Annotated in this window: 18 protein-coding genes and 1 riboswitch; of the genes, 4 read left to right on the top strand and 14 right to left on the bottom strand. The window is 68.8% G+C overall.

Annotation, left to right across the window (positions count from 1 at the left end; translation table 11 throughout):
* Position 1 precedes the first annotated feature (1 nt).
* The 9 genes from ACWFRJ_RS06940 to clpS form a co-directional block, all read right to left on the bottom strand.
* Positions 2 to 280 (bottom strand): MoaD/ThiS family protein, encoded by a 279-nt coding sequence (locus ACWFRJ_RS06940; protein WP_453525191.1) that lies wholly within the window; start codon positions 278 to 280, stop codon positions 2 to 4.
* Between the two features lie 133 nt (positions 281 to 413).
* Positions 414 to 515 carry a putative leader peptide gene (locus tag ACWFRJ_RS06935; RefSeq protein WP_336605789.1) on the bottom strand — a complete coding sequence of 34 codons (102 nt, stop codon included), beginning with the start codon at positions 513 to 515 and terminating at the stop codon, positions 414 to 416.
* A gap of 69 nt (positions 516 to 584) precedes the next feature.
* A complete protein-coding gene (locus tag ACWFRJ_RS06930; protein ID WP_453525190.1) occupies positions 585 to 1388 on the bottom strand; it encodes an ABC transporter ATP-binding protein in 804 nt (267 codons plus the stop codon).
* The gene (locus ACWFRJ_RS06925) at positions 1385 to 2374 is read right to left on the bottom strand and encodes a FecCD family ABC transporter permease (protein WP_453527080.1); all 990 of its coding nucleotides are present in this window, start codon (positions 2372 to 2374) and stop codon (positions 1385 to 1387) included. The genes ACWFRJ_RS06930 and ACWFRJ_RS06925 overlap by 4 nt, the downstream gene beginning before the upstream one ends.
* Positions 2375 to 2499: 125 nt before the next feature.
* Positions 2500 to 3462 carry an ABC transporter substrate-binding protein gene (locus tag ACWFRJ_RS06920; RefSeq protein WP_453525189.1) on the bottom strand — a complete coding sequence of 321 codons (963 nt, stop codon included), beginning with the start codon at positions 3460 to 3462 and terminating at the stop codon, positions 2500 to 2502.
* A 44-nt stretch (positions 3463 to 3506) separates the two neighbouring features.
* A riboswitch (cobalamin riboswitch) is annotated at positions 3507 to 3624 on the bottom strand.
* 1 nt (position 3625) lies between these two features.
* Positions 3626 to 4048: a Mov34/MPN/PAD-1 family protein gene (locus ACWFRJ_RS06915; protein ID WP_453525188.1), complete on the bottom strand. Its 423-nt coding sequence runs from the start codon at positions 4046 to 4048 to the stop codon at positions 3626 to 3628.
* A 111-nt stretch (positions 4049 to 4159) separates the two neighbouring features.
* The gene (locus ACWFRJ_RS06910; RefSeq protein ID WP_453525187.1) at positions 4160 to 5629 is read right to left on the bottom strand and encodes an amino acid permease; all 1470 of its coding nucleotides are present in this window, start codon (positions 5627 to 5629) and stop codon (positions 4160 to 4162) included.
* A 388-nt stretch (positions 5630 to 6017) separates the two neighbouring features.
* Positions 6018 to 6614, bottom strand: a complete 597-nt coding sequence (locus ACWFRJ_RS06905) for a DUF2017 domain-containing protein (RefSeq protein WP_383282802.1) — start codon at positions 6612 to 6614, stop codon at positions 6018 to 6020.
* An 11-nt stretch (positions 6615 to 6625) separates the two neighbouring features.
* Positions 6626 to 6940: an ATP-dependent Clp protease adapter ClpS gene (gene clpS, locus ACWFRJ_RS06900; RefSeq protein WP_453525186.1), complete on the bottom strand. Its 315-nt coding sequence runs from the start codon at positions 6938 to 6940 to the stop codon at positions 6626 to 6628.
* Positions 6941 to 7020: 80 nt separating this feature from the next.
* Between clpS and ACWFRJ_RS06895 the strand changes: the two genes are divergently transcribed.
* Complete coding sequence (locus ACWFRJ_RS06895; RefSeq protein ID WP_453525185.1) at positions 7021 to 8349, top strand: nicotinate phosphoribosyltransferase; 1329 nt, start codon at positions 7021 to 7023, stop codon at positions 8347 to 8349.
* Positions 8350 to 8533: 184 nt separating this feature from the next.
* Positions 8534 to 9118: a nicotinamidase gene (locus ACWFRJ_RS06890; protein ID WP_453525184.1), complete on the top strand. Its 585-nt coding sequence runs from the start codon at positions 8534 to 8536 to the stop codon at positions 9116 to 9118.
* 218 nt (positions 9119 to 9336) lie between these two features.
* Here the strand turns inward: ACWFRJ_RS06890 and ACWFRJ_RS06885 are convergent, their stop codons facing one another.
* Positions 9337 to 9690 carry a hypothetical protein gene (locus ACWFRJ_RS06885; protein ID WP_453525183.1) on the bottom strand — a complete coding sequence of 118 codons (354 nt, stop codon included), beginning with the start codon at positions 9688 to 9690 and terminating at the stop codon, positions 9337 to 9339.
* Between the two features lie 147 nt (positions 9691 to 9837).
* Positions 9838 to 12252, bottom strand: coding sequence for an immune inhibitor A domain-containing protein (locus ACWFRJ_RS06880; RefSeq protein ID WP_453525182.1), 2415 nt, complete (start codon positions 12250 to 12252; stop codon positions 9838 to 9840).
* 476 nt (positions 12253 to 12728) lie between these two features.
* Between ACWFRJ_RS06880 and ACWFRJ_RS06875 the strand changes: the two genes are divergently transcribed.
* Complete coding sequence (locus tag ACWFRJ_RS06875; RefSeq protein ID WP_453527077.1) at positions 12729 to 13031, top strand: hypothetical protein; 303 nt, start codon at positions 12729 to 12731, stop codon at positions 13029 to 13031.
* An 83-nt stretch (positions 13032 to 13114) separates the two neighbouring features.
* On the opposite strand, the gene ACWFRJ_RS06870 is transcribed toward ACWFRJ_RS06875, so the two are convergent.
* Both ACWFRJ_RS06870 and ACWFRJ_RS06865 read right to left on the bottom strand, forming a co-directional pair.
* On the bottom strand, positions 13115 to 13753 hold the full coding sequence (locus ACWFRJ_RS06870) for an RDD family protein (RefSeq protein ID WP_453525181.1): 639 nt from the start codon (positions 13751 to 13753) through the stop codon (positions 13115 to 13117).
* Positions 13754 to 13917: 164 nt separating this feature from the next.
* The gene (locus ACWFRJ_RS06865; RefSeq protein ID WP_453525180.1) at positions 13918 to 15426 is read right to left on the bottom strand and encodes an RDD family protein; all 1509 of its coding nucleotides are present in this window, start codon (positions 15424 to 15426) and stop codon (positions 13918 to 13920) included.
* A gap of 221 nt (positions 15427 to 15647) precedes the next feature.
* Here ACWFRJ_RS06865 and ACWFRJ_RS06860 point away from each other — a divergent pair, with 221 nt between their 5' ends.
* The gene (locus tag ACWFRJ_RS06860; protein WP_453525179.1) at positions 15648 to 16127 is read left to right on the top strand and encodes an SsgA family sporulation/cell division regulator; all 480 of its coding nucleotides are present in this window, start codon (positions 15648 to 15650) and stop codon (positions 16125 to 16127) included.
* A 37-nt stretch (positions 16128 to 16164) separates the two neighbouring features.
* On the opposite strand, the gene ACWFRJ_RS06855 is transcribed toward ACWFRJ_RS06860, so the two are convergent.
* Positions 16165 to 17553: an FAD-binding oxidoreductase gene (locus ACWFRJ_RS06855; RefSeq protein WP_453525178.1), complete on the bottom strand. Its 1389-nt coding sequence runs from the start codon at positions 17551 to 17553 to the stop codon at positions 16165 to 16167.
* Positions 17554 to 17623: the final 70 nt, after the last annotated feature.

Here is a 17623-nt window from a genome sequence, read left to right as displayed (position 1 = left end):
ATCAGACCATGCCGCCGGCCACGGCCGGGAGGATCGTGACGTTGTCGCCGTCCGTGAGCTTGGTGGTGATGCCGTCCAGGAAGCGGACGTCCTCGTCGTTCAGGTACACGTTCACGAAGCGGCGCAGCTTGCCGTCGTCCACGATGCGCTCGGCGATGCCCGCGTGCCGCGAGTCGAGGTCGGTGAAGAGATCGGCGAGGGTGTCCCCGCTGCCCTCGACGGCCTTGGCGCCGTCGGTGTAGGTGCGGAGGATGGTCGGGATGCGGACCTCGATGGCCATGGCTGGGGGCTCCTGTCGGGAGAAGTCACGTGGGTGGGCGCGCGGCGGCCCGTTCCTGCGAGTGCGTAAGTGCGGGTGCGTAGAGCGTTACGCGGGGGTGGCGCCGCGGCTCACGGCCGTACGGCGGCGGCTGTCAGCGCGAACAGATCGCACTGGAAAGCCTGCACAAATCGACGTGCAGACGCGCAACGAGCAGCATGCCCGGCATCTTGTCGCTCACGTCGTGGGGAACCATGCGGTCATCGTATCGATTCCCGGTCCGGGTTCTGGAATGTGATCTCGAATGGTGGACGGATTGCGTCCATCACCTGGATGAGGGGACCTTCGGGGCAGCTGAGGGCAGGTAGGTGACCGTCGGGGCACCCGTGGCCGGATGCACCGCCACCTCCGCCGTCACTCCGTACACCTCGGCGAGGAGTTCGCTGGTCAGGACCTCTTTCGGCGGTCCTGAGGCGACCAGGCGTCCGGCGTCGAGAACGTACAGACGATCGCAGTAGTACGCCGCCAGATTGAGGTCGTGCAGGGCCAGGAGATTCGTCGTGCCGAGGTCGCGGACCAGGGAGAGGATCTCCAGTTGGTAGCGGATGTCCAGGTGGTTGGTGGGCTCGTCGAGCACGAGGACCGCGGGCTCCTGCACCAGGGCCCTCGCCACGAGGGCGCGCTGGCGCTCGCCGCCGGAGAGCCCGGCGAAGGAGCGGTGCGCGAGGTCCGCCGCGCCGACGCGGTCCAGGGCGTCGCCGACCAGGACGGCGTCCCGCGCGGTGTCCGCCTCCCAGAAGCGTTTGTGCGGGGAGCGGCCCATGGCGACGATCTGCCGGACGGTGAGCTCGAAGCCGGTGTGGCCGTCCTGCGGGACGGTGGCGATACGGCGGGCGCGGTCCTTGGCCGAGCGGGCCGCGAGGTCGTCGCCGTCCAGGAGTACGCGGCCGGTGGTGGGGGCGAAGGTGCCGTAGACACAGCGCAGGAGGGTGGTCTTGCCGCTGCCGTTGGGGCCCACGAGGCCGACGGTCTCGCCTCGGGCGGCGTGCAGGGTGACGTCGTTCACGAGGTTCTTGTCGGCCACGCGGTAGGTGAGGGACTCGGTGGCCAGGATCGCCGGGTGGTTCATGCGGTTGCCTCCGTACGGTTCCTTCGCAGCATCCACAGGAAGAACGGGCCGCCCGTCAGCGCCGTCAGGACGCCCACCGGGATGTCCTGCGGCGCCGCGACCGTGCGCGCGGCGAGATCGGCGGCCACCAGGAAGACCCCGCCCATCAGGGCCACCACCGGCAGGAGCGCCCGGTGCGCGGCGCCGACCAGCATCCGGGCCGCGTGCGGCACCATCAGGCCGACGAAGCCGATGGCTCCGCTGTAGGCGACGAGTACGCCGGTCAGGAGCGAGGCGAGGACGAAGACCGCGGCGCGGAAGCGGGCCGTGTCCAGGCCCAGGACGGTGGCGCCCTCCTCGCCGACCAGGAGCAGGTCGAGGGGGCGGGCCAGGGCCACGAGCAGCGCCGTGCCCGCGAGCAGGGCGGCGCCGGGCAGGGCGAGCATGTCCCAACGGGCGCTGCCGAGGCCGCCGAGCGTCCAGTACAGGACTTCCTTCAGGTGGTCCGCGCTGTCGGCCATGATCAGGATCAGGCTGGTCAGGGCGGAGAGGACGTACGAGACGGCCACGCCCGCCAGGATCAGGCGGCCCGTGGCGAAGCCGCCCCCTCCCGATCTCGCCAAGGTGTAGACGACGAGCAGGGAGAGCAGGGCGCCCGCGAAGGCCGCGGCCGGGATGGTGACCGTGGTGGCCAGGCCCGCGCCTATGCCGAAAGCGCTGCCCAGGACGATGACGGCGACGGCTCCTGCGGAGGCGCCTGAGGAGACCCCGAGGAGGAAGGGGTCGGCCAGGGGGTTTCTCACCAGGGCCTGGAGGACTGTGCCGATGACTGCGAGCCCCGCGCCTACGGCTGCGCCGAGCAGGACCCTGGGGAGTCTTACGTCCAGGACGATGGTGCGGAACGGGGAGGGGTCCGCCCCTCCGGTGAGGATCGTCAGGACCTCTGACGGGGGGATCCGGACGGAGCCCAGGGCGAGCCCGGCGAGGATCGCTGCCGCGAGGGCCATCAGCAGCCCTGCGACGACCGTGCCGTACCGGAGCCCCTCCCCCGCCCTTGACCGGTTGCCGTCTGTCACCGGCTTCGCCGAGTTCGTCCTCGAACGCCGGACGGGCTGACGTACGAAAAGCCGCCTCACAGCTGGTCCGCCAGCTTGCTCACCGCGCCCGGTGCCCGCACCCCCACCACCGCGTCCGAGAGGGGCAGTACCGCGAAGCTCTTGTGCTTGATGGCGGGGACATCGGCCAGGACCGGGTCGTCCAGGAGGCGCTTCTTCTTCTGGGCGACCGTCGTGCCGCCGTAGTCGAGGATCACGATCGTCTCAGGGTTGCGGTCGACCACCGACTCCCAGGACGCGTCGCCGAAGGACTTGTCCAGGTCGGCGAAGACGTTGCGGCCGCCCGCCCGCTCGATGATGTCGTTGCCGATGCCCCGGCCGCCCGCCGTGAACGCCGTCTTGTCACCGCTGTCGTAGACGAAGACCGGGACGGGCTTCTTCGACTTCGACTCTGCTTCCGTCTTGGACAGTTCGCGCTTGGCCGCGGCCACCCACTTGTCCGCCCGCTGCCGCACACCGAACGTGCTGCCGACCTCGCGGACCTCCTTGTAGACGTCCTCCATCGACACCGGCCGCTTCGCGCAGCCCTCGACGTTCAGGCGGCTCTCGATGCCGGACTTCGCCAGGGCCCCGCGGCTGCGGCCCTCGCCCGCCAGGAAGGCGCTCGCGTAGCCGCCGTAGACGAAGTCGGGGTTCGCGGCCAGGAGCTTCTCGTACGAGGGGTACTCCTTGGCCAGGACCGGGGTGTCCGCGTACTCCTTCGCGTACTTCGGCAGGACCTTGTCGTCGAGGTACGCCGTACCGGCAAGGTGGTCCTTGAGGCCCAGTTCCAGCATCACTTCCGTCGCGTGCTGGTTCATCGTCACGGCGCGCTTCGGGGGTGCTTCGTACGTCGTCTTCACGCCGCAGTTCGTGACCGTGTACGGGAAGCCCGGAGCCTTGGACTCCGGCTTCGAGTCCGAGCTGCCGTCGGAGGACGAACACGCGGCGAGCGGTACCAGCAGGGCCGCGGCTATGAGCACACGTATGGGGCGGGACATGGCTGAGCTGCCTCCTCCAGGGGATTCCGCGTCCCCTGCGTCGTGGGAGAAGAAGGCGGCAGGTCAGTTCCTGACTGCCCCGCCCGCGAAGGGTGGGGTCACAGTGGCGGGACCGTGCCGGATTCGCACCGGCTTCCTGGGTCCTGCCGCCTCAAAGGTGAGCTCAGTATGCCTGGACGACCTTCACCTCTTCTTCGGTGACCTCGCCCTCGACGATCCGGAAGGAGCGGAACTGGAACTCGCCCGCGTCGTCGGCGTCGGCCGTGGAGACCAGGACGTAGTGGGCGCCCGGCTCGTTGGCGTACGAGATGTCCGTGCGCGAGGGGTACGCCTCGGTCGCCGTGTGCGAGTGGTAGACGATCACCGGCTCCTCGTCGCGGTCGTCCATCTCGCGGTAGAGCTTGAGGAGGTCGGTCGAGTCGAACTCGTAGAACGTGGGCGAGCGGGCCGCGTTCAGCATCGGGATGAAGCGCTCGGGGCGGCCGGTGCCCTCCGGGCCCGCGACCACACCGCAGGCCTCGTCGGGGTGGTCCTGGCGCGCGTGCGCGACGATCTGGTCGTGGAGGGCCTGGGTGAGGGTCAGCATGGCAGCCAGGATAAGCAGAAGGGCCGACCCGTACCGAAGAGTGGTACGGACCGGCCCACATGCTGGGATCAGGCGGTTGCTGCGCGTCTTGCGCTACTTCCGCTGCTTGCGCTACTTCACCGCGTCCTGCGGCTCAGCCTTGCCGCCGCCGGACACCTGCGTGTTCCTGCGCTGCATGATCAGGTAGCCGACGCCCAGGATCAGGGCCCAGACGGGAGCCGCGTAGAGCGAGATACGCGCGTCCTTGTCGATTCCCATCATCACGATCACCATGCCGATGAAGGCGAGGGCGAACCAGCTCGTGTACGGGGCGCCGGGGGCCCGGAAGGTGGACTGCGGGAGCTCGCCGCGGTCGGCCTTGCGCCGGTACTTGATCTGGCAGACCAGGATCATGATCCAGGCCCACATGCCGGAGATGGTCGCGAAGGAGACGACGTAGTTGAACGCCTCGCCCGGCCACTGGTAGTTGATCCAGACGCCGACCAGCATCAGCGCGGCAGAGAAGGTCGTGCCGACGAGCGGCAGGCCGTTCTTCGTGAGCTTGGTGAAGAACTTCGGGCCCTGGCCGTTCATCGCCAGGTCGCGCAGCATGCGGCCGGTGGAGTACATGCCGGAGTTGCAGGAGGAGAGCGCGGCCGTCAGGACGACGAAGTTGACGATCGCCGCGCCGACGCCGAGGCCCATCTTGTCGAAGGCGGCGACGAACGGCGAGACGCCCGGCACGAACTCCGTCCACGGGACGACCGAGAGGATCATGATGAGCGCGCCGACGTAGAAGACGGCGATGCGCCACGGCACGGTGTTGATGGCCTTGGGCAGGACGGTCTTCGGGTCCTTGGACTCGCCCGCGGTGACGCCGACGAGCTCGACGGCGAGGAAGGCGAACATCACGATCTGCAGCGTCATCAGCGTGGAGCCGATGCCGTTGGGGAAGAAGCCGCCCTGGTCCCACAGGTGGGACACGGAGGCGGTGTCACCGGCGTCGGAGAAGCCGATGGTGAGGATGCCGGCGCAGATCAGGATCATGCCGATGATGGCGGTGACCTTCACCATCGAGAACCAGAACTCGAGCTCACCGAAGAGCTTCACGGAGATCAGGTTGGCGCCGTAGAGGATGACCGTGAAGATCAGCGCGTATCCCCATTGTGGAATGGAGTCGTGTGTCCAGTACTGCATGTACTGGGCGGCCGCCGTCACTTCCGTGATGCCGGTGACGACCCAGAAGAGCCAGTACGTCCAGCCGGTCACGTACCCGAAGAACGGGCCGATGAATTCACGCGCGTACTCCGAGAAGGAGCCCGACACGGCGCGGTACATGAGCAGCTCGCCCAGGGCCCGCATGATGAAGAAGATGACGAGGCCCGCGATGGCGTACGCCAGGATGAGGCTCGGTCCGGCCTTGTGAATGGCCTTGCCCGCACCGAGGAACAGGCCGGTGCCGATGGCACCGCCGATCGCGATCATCTGGATCTGCCGGGCCCCTAGCCCGCGCTGATAACCCTCGCCTGACGAGCCGGGCGCACCGCCCGTGCCGTCGGCCTCATTGCCGTCGTGATGCTCTTCGACCTGCGCTGAGGTCATGGTGACGCCTTTCTCCACGCTGATCCGTGCCCGCAGACTGCGTATGGCCACGGGTCAGGTCCTGATCCCCCCGGATATGGATGGAGTGCTACCGGCGGTCTGCCGGCCCGAGCGCCACCCCGTGACATGGGTGGCGTCACCGAGTGGTCGTGAAGATTTATCACGGTCGCAACAGTGATCGGCCGGGCCGCGTGTGGCTCACGTCACGAGAAGAAGCGGACAAAATTCCCCCGCCGCGCCAAAGGTGGCCAGCGGAGTGACGCGATCGTTATCCGGATTTGAGCGTCCGATGAGCGAACGTGAGGTAACAGCTGCCCCATACACCGACTTTGCGGAAGCCACGGTGTGACTTCTCACCGATGAGCTCACCGATGAGCTAACCGATGAGCTAACCGATGAGCGTGCCCACCAGCGTCTCCTGGAGGCCGCCGAGCCAGAGGTAGGCCATCACCATCGGCTTGCGCGGGTCGGAGTCCGGGAGCTGGAAAAGCAGGTCCGTGTCGTCCTCGTCGGTCACTTCGAGGCGGGCGCCGATCGCCAGGCGCAGGTCGTTGAGCGCGCCGAGCCAGTGCTGCGACTCGTCGGTGGACAGCTTCAGTACGGCGCCGCCCTCACCCTTCGACGTCATGGCGTCGAGGGAGCGGATCACCACCAGGGCGTCGTCGCGCTTCTTGGCCCGCAGGTCGTTCTCGGTGAAGCGCCTGAACTCGGACGAGTACGCGCGCAGTTCGTCCTCATCGGCCTTCTCGCTGCCGGGGCCGCCGTACGCGTCCGGCAGGAGCCGCTGGAGGACCGGGTCGGTGGGCGGCTCGCTCGGGCCCTCCGCGAACAGCTCCGCGAGGGGGTCGTCGGAGGCGTCCTCGGCCGGTCCTGGGCCGATCAGCTCCAGGAGCTGCACGGCGAGGGACCGGATGATCGAGATCTCGACCTCGTCGAGCGCGACGGCCGCGCCGCCCCCGGGAATGGCTTCGAATTGTCCTGGCATCAGATACGTCGCTACTTCCGGTCCTGCTGGAGGGTGGCCCAGAGGCCGTACCCGTGCATGGCCTGTACGTCGCGCTCCATCTCCTCGCGGGAGCCGGTGGAGACGACGGCCCGGCCCTTCTGGTGCACGTCCATCATCAGCTTCGTGGCCTTCTCCTTCGAGTACCCGAAGTAGGACTGGAACACATAGGCCACGTAACTCATCAAGTTGACCGGGTCGTTGTGGACGAGCGTGATCCATGGGACGTCCGGCTCAGGAACGGCGAAGGTCTCTTCGGCCGAATCAGGGCGGGTGATCTCTGCGGGAGCCGTACTCACCTGGCCCATGCTGCCACCCTCAGGGGGCACTCGCACAAATGGGCCCAGGAAATCGTCAGAGTGACGAGATGCGGGGTAGCATCCTTCGTATGAACACAGCGGACCTTGGGCTGCCGGTGGATGTTCCGTCGACCGCGCTCTTCACGGATCACTACGAGCTCACGATGCTGCAGGCCGCCCTGAAGGCCGGCACCGCCGATCGGCGCTCCGTCTTCGAGGCCTTCACGCGCAGACTGCCCGAGGGGCGCCGCTATGGAGTGGTGGCCGGAACCGGCCGGGTCCTCGACGCCGTCGAGAACTTCCGCTTCGACGCCGACGTCATCGGATTCCTGCGCGAGCGCAATGTCGTGGACGAGGCGACCCTGGAGTGGCTCGCGGCGTACCGCTTCAGCGGCGACATCTGGGGTTACCCGGAGGGCGAGGTCTACTTCCCCGGCTCGCCCGTCCTGCGCGTCGAGGGTTCCTTCGCGGAGTGCGTGCTCCTGGAGACGGTGATCCTCTCCATCCTCAACCACGACTCGGCGATCGCGGCCGCCGCTTCCCGGATGGCATCGGCCGCCGGTGAGCGCCCGCTGATCGAGATGGGCGCCCGGCGCACGCACGAGCTGGCTGCCGTCGCCGCGTCGCGCGCCGCGTACGTCGGCGGCTTCACCACCACGTCCGACCTCGCGGCGGGCTTCCGCTACGACATCCCCACCGTCGGCACGTCGGCCCACGCCTTCACCCTCCTGCACGACAACGAACGCGACGCCTTCCAGGCCCAGGTCGACTCGCTCGGCCCCGGCACGACCCTGCTCGTCGACACGTACGACGTGACCGCTGCCGTCCGCACCGCCGTCGAGGTCGCCGGGCCCGAGCTCGGCGCCGTGCGCATCGACTCCGGTGACCTGCTCCTGGTCGCGCACCGGGTGCGTCAGCAGCTTGACGAGCTCGGCGCCACGAAGACGAAGATCGTCGTGACCTCCGACCTCGACGAGTACGCCATCGCCTCGCTCGCCGCGGCGCCCGTGGACGCGTACGGCGTGGGCACGCAGCTCGTCACCGGGTCCGGGCACCCGACCTGCTCGATGGTCTACAAGCTGGTGGCCCGCGCCCACTCGGCGGACCCGAAGGCCCCGCTGGAGCCGGTGGCCAAGAAGTCGCTCGGCGCCAAATCGTCCGTGGGCGGCCGCAAGTGGGCCGCCCGGCGGCCCGACGAGCACGGGGTCGCCGAGGCCGAGGTGATCGGCACGGGCGCGGTGCCGGCGGAGCTCGCCGACCACCAGCTCCTCGTCGAGCTGGTCAAGGGCGGTGAGGTGGTCGCGCGCGAGCCGCTCGACACCGTGCGCGACCGGCACGCGGCGGCGCGGGAGCGGCTTCCGCTGTCGGCGACGCAGCTGTCCAAGGGCGAGGCGGTCATCCCGACGGAGTACGTCTGACCCGGCGGGATGCGTCTGACCTGGAGGAATACGTCCGACCGGCGGGCTACGTCCGATTGTGCGCCGGAGCGCGGGGGAGGGCGTTCGAACGCCTACTCCCGCAATGCGTACGAAGTCTCTACGCTCGGTTCATCCGGCCGAGCCCCCCACACCTAAGAGTCTTTGCCGAACCGAAGGACACCCGATGCGCCGCGCACTGATCGTCGTCGATGTGCAGAACGACTTCTGCGAGGGCGGCAGCCTCGCGGTCTCCGGGGGAGCTGATGTGGCCGCCGCGATCACCGAGCTGATCGGACAGGCCCCCGCGGGCTACCGGCACGTGGTGGCCACCCGCGATCACCACATCGATCCGGGGGACCACTTCTCGGACCAGCCGGACTTCGTCCACTCCTGGCCCCCGCACTGCGTGGCGGGCACGGAGGGCGGCGGGTTCCACCCGAACTTCGCGCCCGTCGTCGCGTCCGGGGCGATCGACGCGGTCTTCGACAAGGGGGCCCACTCGGCCGCCTACAGCGGGTTCGAGGGTGCCGACGAGAACGACGTCACGCTGGCGGAGTGGCTGCGGGACCGGAAGATCACGGAGGTGGACGTGGTGGGGATCGCCACGGACCACTGCGTGCGCGCCACGGCGCTCGACGCGGCGCGGGAGGGCTTCGGCACGACGGTCCTTCTCGACCTGACCGCAGGCGTCTCCAAGGAGACGACGGAACGGGCCCTGGAGGAGCTGCGAGCAGCCGGGGTGGAACTGACGGGCAAGCCGGTGGTCTAGGGCCCGTAGGGGGCACGGGGCTGCGCCTCGCCAGGGGCGCGAGACTGCCCCGTAAAGGGGTCGCGGGGGCCGTGCACCGTAGGGGCGCGGGGCTGTGACACATGCGGCCCCGCCGCACGGGCGCGGTCAGCCACAGCGCCCCGTAAGGGGCGCGGGGAACTGCGCGACAAGCCCCCACCGGGCCCGCAGCCATCCGCATGCCCCAGCCGAGCGGTAACTCACACGCCCAAGGTACGGGCCTCCGGCCGCCCGGGTCTCTGGCCCTGGAGCGCCTGTCGCTTCAGGGCCCGAATCGGATGCCAAAGCTCAGCCGCAGCGTCCGGCGCCGCACGCCATATCAACCCGTCCGGATGATGAAGCACCGCCGTGATCTCGTCCGGCGTCGGCGGCTCCGCGTTGCCCCGCAGGTACACCGCACGCATGCCCAGATTCCGCAGCCGCGTCAGCGCCCTCGCGCGGTTCATCGCGTGGACGATCATCCGGACGTTGCCGCCGCCCATGACCGGGCTCGGCAGGGTCAGGGCCACCACCACACTGCCGTTCGGCAGCTTGCTGAAACCTCCTGCGGACATGGCTGGTCACACCCCCGTGAGACGGCGCACGGGGCCCCTGGCCGGACCCCGTGTCAATAAGAAATCCACAGGACGCACCTAAACACGATCGGCCGCCGCCCGCTAGAGGGCGACGGCCGATCATGGCTTGACCTGCGAAAATGCAAATTACTTCTTGGAGGGGCCTACCTGGACCGTGATCGAGGAGCCATCCTTCGGCTGCTTGATGATCTTGATCTGGGTGTTGGTGTCAGTGACCTTGACGCTTCCCGTGCCGTTCTCCTTGTACCAGTAGGTGCCCTTGTGATCGTCGAAGACCGGGACACCCTTCTGGGACTTGATCTTCAGCGCGACGTCCGCGTTGTGGAGCGTGAACTTGTCCGTCGCGTACTTGCTGAAGGGCGCGTCGAACGGCTGGATCTTGTTCCGCAGCAGCGTGCCGTCCGCCCACTTGAGCGGCTTGGCGTGCGCGTCCACCGGAAGGATCAGACCCTCACCGGGGTGCGCGCTGGTGTTGTTGTCCTTCTGCGAGGTGTCCCACTGCCAGACCATCAGGCCGGTCTGGTACGCGTAGTGCTCGACCCAGTCCGGACGGGACTTGGAGAAGCCGAAGTTGTACGGGCCGTTCTCCAGGGTCTTGTCGTACGACACGTACTGCCGGTTCTCGGCGAGGTAGTACTGGTCGTACTTCTTGGTGAAGGACTCGCCGATGCGCGAAAAGCCCTTCGCCGTCCAGCCGTTGTCGTCGCCCTCGGCGCCGTCCTCGAAGAGCTTGGCGCCGTCCGCGGTGACCGCGAGCGCGTCGGCCGCGAAGCCCTTGCCGCCCGCGCCGCCGTCCGTCGAGTAACGGAAACGGACATCGATCTTCTTGCCCGCGTACGCGTCGAGCGGGAACGCGAGCTTCTTGTACGCACCCGAGACACCGGTCAACGCGGGCTTGTCACCGGCGTCGCGCGGGATGGGCTTGCCGTCCGCCGTGCCGTCCACCGGCGTCCAGTTGGCGCCGCCGTCCGTCGACACCTCGGTGTAGAGGTAGTCGTAGTTGGCCTCGATGTCCCACCAACCGTCGAGCGAGAGCTCGGCCTTGGACTTGCCGGTCAGGTCGACCGAGCGCGTCAGGGTGTTCTTGAGGTCGTCGCCCTGGTCGCTCCACCACTGCTTGGAGCCCTCGGTGGGCTTGGTGACCGTGGTGGTGACGGCCTTCTTGGGCAGGTCGACGACGAGCGCCTGGCGGTGTCTCGTGTTGTACTCCGAGACGCCCAGTTTGTGCTCGGAAGTCGTCGCGGCCTTGGCCTTGGAGTAGTCCAGCCAGCCCAGCTGGAACTTGTCCCATGCGGTCATGTCACCGGGCAGGTCACCGATGGCGTTCTTGCCGGTGCCGAGCCAGGATCCCGCCGACATCAGCGACCAGAAGCCGACCGAGTTCTCGCCCTTGCCCGAGGTGTCGTACAGGTCGGGCAGGCCCAGGTCGTGGCCGTACTCGTGGGCGAAGACGCCGAGGCCGCCGTTCTCCGGCTGCATCGTGTAGTCGCCGACCCAGATGCCCGAGTCGCCGATCTGCGTGCCGCCCGCCTTGTTCTTGCCGGGTCCCGTGTTGCCCGCGTCGTTGCCGTACGCGTACCAGCGGTGCGCCCACAGGGCGTTGGTGCCCTCGGCGCCGCCGCCTGCCGACTCGTCCTCGCCCGCGTGCACGATCTGGAAGTGGTCGATGTAGCCGTCCGGCTCGTTGAAGTCGCCGTCGCCGTCGAAGTCGTAGCGGTCCCAGAGGTCGTACTTGGCGAGGTCCGCCTTGATCTGGGCGTCCGTGCGGCCCTGTGCCTTCTGGTCCTTGGTCCAGGCGGTCACGCCGTCCTTGACCGCGTCCCAGACGTTGGGGCAGTTGGTGTCGCCGCAGTAGTTGGAGCCGTACCGCGCCTCGTTGTAGTCGACCTTGACCCAGTCGGAGACCTCGCCGTCGACCGAGTAACGGCCGGAGGAGGTCTTCTCGTAGTAGGTCTTCAGGGAGTGCTTGGCCTTGCCCTTGGCGTCCTTGCCCTCACCGAAGTAGAGGTCCTGGAAGTGCTTCTTGTTGTAGTCCTTCTGCCAGGCCGTGCTGTTGTCCTTCGCACGGTCCGGCTCGGCTATCTTGTTGTGCGCCGGGCCCGGCTTGCCCCCGTACTTCTTGACGGGCGGCTCGGGGCCGTCCGCCCCGTCGGTGTCGTACATGGTGGTGTCGTCCACCTTGTCCCCGAACTCCACCAGGATCGTGAAGATCTTGTCGGTCTTCTCCCGGCCGAGCTCGACGTACTTCTTGTCGTCGAGCTTCACGACCTGGGAGCCGCCGCGCTTCTGCACCTTGGCGTCACCCGCGACGACCTGCTGAAGGGCCGCCTTGCGCTGCTGCGCCTGCTGCTTGCTGAAGGGCCCGTCGAGGTCGTGGTCGACCTGCGCCTTGGCCCTGCTCGGGTCCTGCCGGTCGATGGCGGGAGCCCCGGTGGACCCACTGTCGTCGGCCGATGCGGTGGCTGCCGAGAACGTGGCGGCTGCCGCGGCCATCGCCACGGCAGCCGCGGTGGCTCTGAACGTCCGTCTTCTGACTGTCACTTGATGCTGTCCTCCCCCGCGTCCGCGCGAAGGCGGGCCGAGAGCCCCGGTCGGAGGAGGTCCGCGCGCGATACGCGTCACAAGTGACGACATTCGACCGGAGATACGGGAGAAAAGACAGACCTTGACTTGAACAGGCCAAGTGCACTATGCAGGCCTGGAGGTCCGCTATCCGAACGCGTGCGCCCGCCCGTCGGCATGGTCAACAGGCGCGCCGCACCGTCCACTTGGTGGACGTCATGAACCCGTGCGCCCCCTGTGCTGCCGCACCGTGGGTTAGGTCACGCTTACTGCCCGTTCCCGTCGGGCATGCAGCGGATTAGAGTTATTCGTCGGTGCGCCACAGTGCGAGGCGGCACATATCAAGTCGCGGCAGCCGGGCGCCCTTTGATTCGCGCTACAGCTTCATATCGGGTTCGACCCCTCCCGCATCCGCTTCCCCGAGGACGGATTACGCCATGCCTCGTCCCATGTCGCTGCCTCGTCCGACCCCTGCTCAGGTCACCTATGGCACGCTGACGGTCATTTTCTCCACACTCGCCATGCTGTTGCTCTCCCAGACGAGTTCGGGCGTCGGTGTCGCGGTGATAGCCGTCGCCGCGCTCGGCCTCGGATTACTCGTGGCCATGACGGTTCCCCAACCGAAACCCGCTGCCTCACCGGCTCCAGAAGCCGCACAGGCCGCCCCCGCCCCACTGGCTGCCGAGGGCCGAGTTCCGGTCCAGCGGGCCGCCACTCCCGTGCTCGCCGAGCCCGTACACGAGCCGGCGGGCCCGTAAGGATCACGAGCCCGCCGATTCTGCCGCTTCTGCCGCTTCTGCCGCCGCACCTGTTGCCGCCGCGGTAGCAGTGCCCTCTGCCGTCAGCCGGTGCTGACCACCACCGTCTTGGCAGCCTTGTCGTGCAGGCCCTGCTTGTAGGGCTTGTCGAAGAAACTCCAGCCGCCGCAGATCGCTGTCCAGATGCAGGCACAGCAGAAGGCGAACGGCAGCCAGAGCACTGCCGCGCGGACGAGCGCGGTCTGCAGGGTCGGGGTCGCCCCGTCATTGAGGTTCGCGACCCTCAGCCCCAGCCACTTCTTGCCCAGGGTCTGGCCCGTCTTGGAGATCATGAAGGTGTCGTACGCGATGTAGAGCACGGCGGCCAGCAGCGACTGCCCGAAGCTCTTCCCGTACTGGACCTTGTCCGGGTCCACGTCGAACTCGCTCGTGCCGAAGGCCCAGGAGAGCAGCCAGACGATCACGCCGATGATGATCATGTCGAGGATGCGGGCGAGTACGCGCTTGCCGCTCGGCGCCAGGGGCGGCATACCGGCGAGGGGGTCACCGGCGCCGCCGTAGGGATCTCCGCCTCCCCCGTACGGATCTCCGCCTCCGCCGTACGGCGGGGGTGGCGGGGGTGTGCCGTAAGGAGAGCCGCCGCCGCTGTCCTGCGGGGGCTGCTTCCTGAAGGGGTCGTTGTCGTCGGGGGGCGGCGGGTATTGCGGCGGTTCGGTACTCATGGTGCGAGTCGATCGCGAGTGCGCCGGGGGCGCATCCGGCGAGCGGCTGTCTGGGTTAAGGGTGTCCTCAAACGCCGGACGGGCTGGATATTCCAGCCCGTCCGGCGTTTGAGGACGAACTCGGCGAAGCCGGTGATTGACGGTGCCCGAGGCCCAGGGGCCAGTTACCCCGCCACGAACGTTCCCGCGGCCTTGTCGTGCCAGCACTGGCGCCACGGCCTGTCGAACACGCACCACAGGACGCCGACGATCCCGATGACCAGGACCCCCGGCACCACGTAGACCAGCCACCGCTTCAACGCGGCCCCGAACGTCGGCGTCTCGTGCTCCTCCATGTCCCGCACCTGGAGGCCGAGGACCTTCTTGCCCAGCGTCCGCCCCCACTTGGCCGTGGGCAGCACCTCATAGAGGACGCCGAAGAGGAGCAGCACGGCCAGGACCATCCCGAGGTACCCCGCCGTGGTGCCGTCGAGCAGCCATACGGTGACCTTCTCGCCGGACATCTTCGCCGCGTCGATCTTGCTGTCGACGTGATCGGCGGCCTTCGTGCCGAGCGGCAGCGCCGCGGCCCCGGTCACGGCAACCAGGAGGACCGTGTCGATGAACCGCGCGGCGAACCGCTTGCCGAGCCCCGCGGGCCGCCCCGCCGCCTGGTTCTGCGCCATGGCGAGGAACGGGTCGCTGGCCACCGGCTTCCACGGCACGACGGGCTGCTGCTGCCCGTCCCCCTCGGCGAGCTGGTGCACCTGCTGCGCCCACGAGGGCGAACCGCCGCCGGGCCCCGAGGTCATGGGCGAGACCGAACCGGCCGGCGCACCGCCCTGCTGAGGAACGGACGGCTGGGCGGGGGCGGGTGCGGGAGCGGGTGCAGGGGTGGGCGTCGGCGCGGGCGCGGGCGCCGCGGCCTGGGGAGGTACGGAGGTCTGCGGCGGCGCCGGAGTCCGTTCCGCCGCACCGGAGGACTTCGGGCGCAGCGCCCGGATCGCCATGGTGCCTTCGGTGGCGGGCGAGGCTGCGGCGGGGCGCACCGGCCCGGCGGGCCTGCGGAACGTCACCGTGCCCTCCGTCGACGGCTGCTCCTGCCCCGGCGGCGTACCCGACCCGCCCGGCTTGATCGCGCGGATCTGCACGGTGCCGGGCCCGTTCGTCTCCGGGGAGGGAGAGGGAGAGGAAGGAGAGGGAGAGGAGTTGGCGGAGGGGGTGTCCGGCGGGGTCGACGCACCCGGCACCCGAGGATCGCGCGGATCCCGCGGCTCCCCTGTCCCCGGAGCACTCGGCTGCTCGGGCCCGCCCCACGAGATCCGCTGCTCCTGCTCGCCGCCGAGCCCCGCCTGCCGGGCCGAGTCCGCCTGCCACGCGGAGGCGGGTTCGGGCCTTGCACCGTGCTGCGCGGCGTCGGCATCAACAGCGCTGCCCGCCGCCAAGGGCTCTTCGTCGAAGAAGTGCGGACCGGTCTCCTCCGCGGGCAGGGACACGGGTGCGGGTGCGGGTGCGGACTCGGGAGCCGATCCCGGAGGCGCGGGGAGCGATTCTCCGTCCGTCGGAGCGGGACGGCTGGTCCCGGGCACCCAGGCCGCGCCGTTCCAGTACCGGACATATCCGGGAATGGAAGGATCGGGGTAGTAGCCTTCGCGGGGCCTGTCGTCGCCTGGGGCCGGAGTTGGGGCGCTCATGTCCGTCGTCCCGTATCTGCTCGGGGGTCTTTTTGAGGCTCCACATCTATCAGACCTCCGCGTCCCCCTGTGCGAGTCCTGCCCCACAGACCACTTTCCGGGCACAGTTCGGCCTCGTACGGAGAAAGTTTCCGAAACCCGCGTAACGCTCCGCCCCCGCCGCGCTCTCTCCTTGCACGGACCCGCTCCAGGGCCCTGAACAAGGAAGGAACAGCACCGACATGCACACCGTGGTGGAACGCGAGCTTGAGCTCAAACTCGTCCTCTCGCCGGAACGCGCGATCCCCGTTCCGGCCCGCCTCACTTACCGCACAGAAGATCCCTACGCCGTCCACATCGCCTTCCACATCGGCTCCGATCATCCCGTGAACTGGACGTTCGCCCGCGAACTCCTCGTCGAGGGAGTGTTCAGGCCCTGCGGGCACGGTGACGTCCGGGTCTGGCCGACCAAGGTCGACGGACGCAGCGTCGTTCTGATGGCGCTGAGTTCACCCGACGGTGACGCCCTCCTCGAGGCACCGGCGCCCGCCGTGTCCGCCTGGCTCGAGCGCACGCTGCGGGTGGTCCCTCCGGGCTCTGAGGCAGAGCGGCTCGGCATCGACGACGGCCTCGCCGAGCTGCTCACACCGACCACGGGCCGTGTCGACGAGCTCTGGCTGCGCGACCCCTGGCCCTCCGACGAGTCCAAGGACGGTGAGTGAGCTCCGCCGCCACGGGGGCGACGTATGAGGACCGGGATCAGAACAGTTTCCCGGGGTTGAGGAGGGAGAGCGGGTCGAAGGCGGCCTTGATGGAGCGCTGCACCTCCACGCCCACCGGGCCGATCTCGCGGGCGAGCCACTCCTTCTTGAGGACACCCACGCCGTGCTCGCCGGTGATCGTGCCGCCGAGTTCCAGGCCCAGAGCCATGATCTCGTCGAAGGACTCGCGGGCACGGCGGCCTTCGTCGGCATCCGTGGCGTCGAAGCAGACGGTGGGGTGGGTGTTGCCGTCGCCCGCGTGTGCGCAGACCCCGATCGTGAGGCTGTACTTATCGGCGATGCGGTCGACGCCTTCGAGCATGTCGGCGAGCTTGGAGCGCGGCACGCACACGTCGTCGATCATCGTCGTGCCCTTGACGGCTTCGAGCGCGGTGAGTGACAACCGCCTTGCCTGGAGCAGCAGTTCGGACTCGGCCGCGTCCTCGGCCGGGACCACTTGGGTGGCGCCCGCGGCCTCGCAGAGGGCGCCGACGGCCGCGAGGTCGGCGGCGGGATCCGAGGTGTCGAAGGCGGCGAGGAGCAGCGCTTCGGTGGTCTCCGGCAGGCCCATGTTGGCAAGGGCGTTCACGGCCCTGATGGTCGTACGGTCCATCAGCTCGAGGAGTGAGGGAACGTGCCCCCCTTCCATGATCTTGCATACGGCGTCGCACGCGGCCTTCGCCGAGCCGAACTCGGCGGCGAGGACGAGCTGCTGGGGAGGCTGCGGCTTCAGGGCGAGGGTCGCGCGGACGACGATGCCGAGGCTGCCCTCGGAGCCGACGAAGAGGCGCGTCAGGTCGTAGCCGGCGACGCCCTTGGCCGTGCGCCGTCCGGTGCTCATGAGCCGCCCGTCGGCGAGAACGACGTCGAGACCGAGGACGTACTCCGCCGTCACCCCGTACTTCACGCAGCACAGGCCGCCCGAGGCGGTGCCGATGTTCCCGCCGATGGTGCAGGTCTCCCAACTGGAGGGGTCCGGCGGGTAGTAGAGACCTTGTTCGTTCACTGCGCGGGAGAGCGTGGCGTTGACGACGCCGGGTTCGACGACCGCGATCCGGTCGACGGGGTTGATCTCCAGGATGCGGTCCATCTTGACCAGGGAGAGGACGATGCAGCCCTCGCTGGCGTTCGCGCCGCCCGAGAGGCCCGTGCGGGCGCCCTGCGGCACCACCGGGATCCGTAGCTCGGTCGCCGTGCGCATGACGTGCTGGACCTGTTCGACGGTGCGCGGCAGGACGACGACGGCCGGGGTGCCCGCGTCGCAGAAGCTCGCCATGTCGTTCGCGTAGGAGGACGTGATGTCGGGGTCCGTGAGGACGGCCTCGGCGGGAAGGCCGTCGTGACCCTCGTGGCCCTCGAGGAGGAGTTCGATGAGTGTGCGGCTCATGATCACAGCCTCGCACCCGGGGCCATCGGTGTGAACCCGTGTGCGACGCCGGTCCGCATGCCGGGATGTG

This window comes from Streptomyces sp. NPDC055239 (genome assembly GCF_053606205.1).
The sequence above is the reverse complement of the archived record's forward strand: the minus strand, read 5'-3'. Positions and strand labels throughout refer to the sequence as shown.

Excerpts from the sequence above, each read along its gene's own strand:
- ACWFRJ_RS06930 (WP_453525190.1), bottom strand. The coding sequence starts at position 1,388 with ATGAACCACCCGGCGATCCTGGCCACCGAGTCCCTCACCTACCGCGTG.
- ACWFRJ_RS06895 (WP_453525185.1), top strand. The coding sequence starts at position 7,021 with ATGAACACAGCGGACCTTGGGCTGCCGGTGGATGTTCCGTCGACCGCG.
- ACWFRJ_RS06865 (WP_453525180.1), bottom strand. The coding sequence starts at position 15,426 with ATGAGCGCCCCAACTCCGGCCCCAGGCGACGACAGGCCCCGCGAAGGC.
- clpS (WP_453525186.1), bottom strand. The coding sequence starts at position 6,940 with ATGGGCCAGGTGAGTACGGCTCCCGCAGAGATCACCCGCCCTGATTCG.
- ACWFRJ_RS06885 (WP_453525183.1), bottom strand. The coding sequence starts at position 9,690 with ATGTCCGCAGGAGGTTTCAGCAAGCTGCCGAACGGCAGTGTGGTGGTG.
- ACWFRJ_RS06860 (WP_453525179.1), top strand. The coding sequence starts at position 15,648 with ATGCACACCGTGGTGGAACGCGAGCTTGAGCTCAAACTCGTCCTCTCG.
- ACWFRJ_RS06935 (WP_336605789.1), bottom strand. The coding sequence starts at position 515 with ATGGTTCCCCACGACGTGAGCGACAAGATGCCGGGCATGCTGCTCGTT.
- ACWFRJ_RS06940 (WP_453525191.1), bottom strand. The coding sequence starts at position 280 with ATGGCCATCGAGGTCCGCATCCCGACCATCCTCCGCACCTACACCGAC.
- ACWFRJ_RS06920 (WP_453525189.1), bottom strand. The coding sequence starts at position 3,462 with ATGTCCCGCCCCATACGTGTGCTCATAGCCGCGGCCCTGCTGGTACCG.
- ACWFRJ_RS06855 (WP_453525178.1), bottom strand. The coding sequence starts at position 17,553 with ATGAGCCGCACACTCATCGAACTCCTCCTCGAGGGCCACGAGGGTCAC.
- ACWFRJ_RS06905 (WP_383282802.1), bottom strand. The coding sequence starts at position 6,614 with ATGCCAGGACAATTCGAAGCCATTCCCGGGGGCGGCGCGGCCGTCGCG.
- ACWFRJ_RS06890 (WP_453525184.1), top strand. The coding sequence starts at position 8,534 with ATGCGCCGCGCACTGATCGTCGTCGATGTGCAGAACGACTTCTGCGAG.
- ACWFRJ_RS06915 (WP_453525188.1), bottom strand. The coding sequence starts at position 4,048 with ATGCTGACCCTCACCCAGGCCCTCCACGACCAGATCGTCGCGCACGCG.
- ACWFRJ_RS06910 (WP_453525187.1), bottom strand. The coding sequence starts at position 5,629 with ATGACCTCAGCGCAGGTCGAAGAGCATCACGACGGCAATGAGGCCGAC.
- ACWFRJ_RS06870 (WP_453525181.1), bottom strand. The coding sequence starts at position 13,753 with ATGAGTACCGAACCGCCGCAATACCCGCCGCCCCCCGACGACAACGAC.
- ACWFRJ_RS06925 (WP_453527080.1), bottom strand. The coding sequence starts at position 2,374 with ATGGCCCTCGCGGCAGCGATCCTCGCCGGGCTCGCCCTGGGCTCCGTC.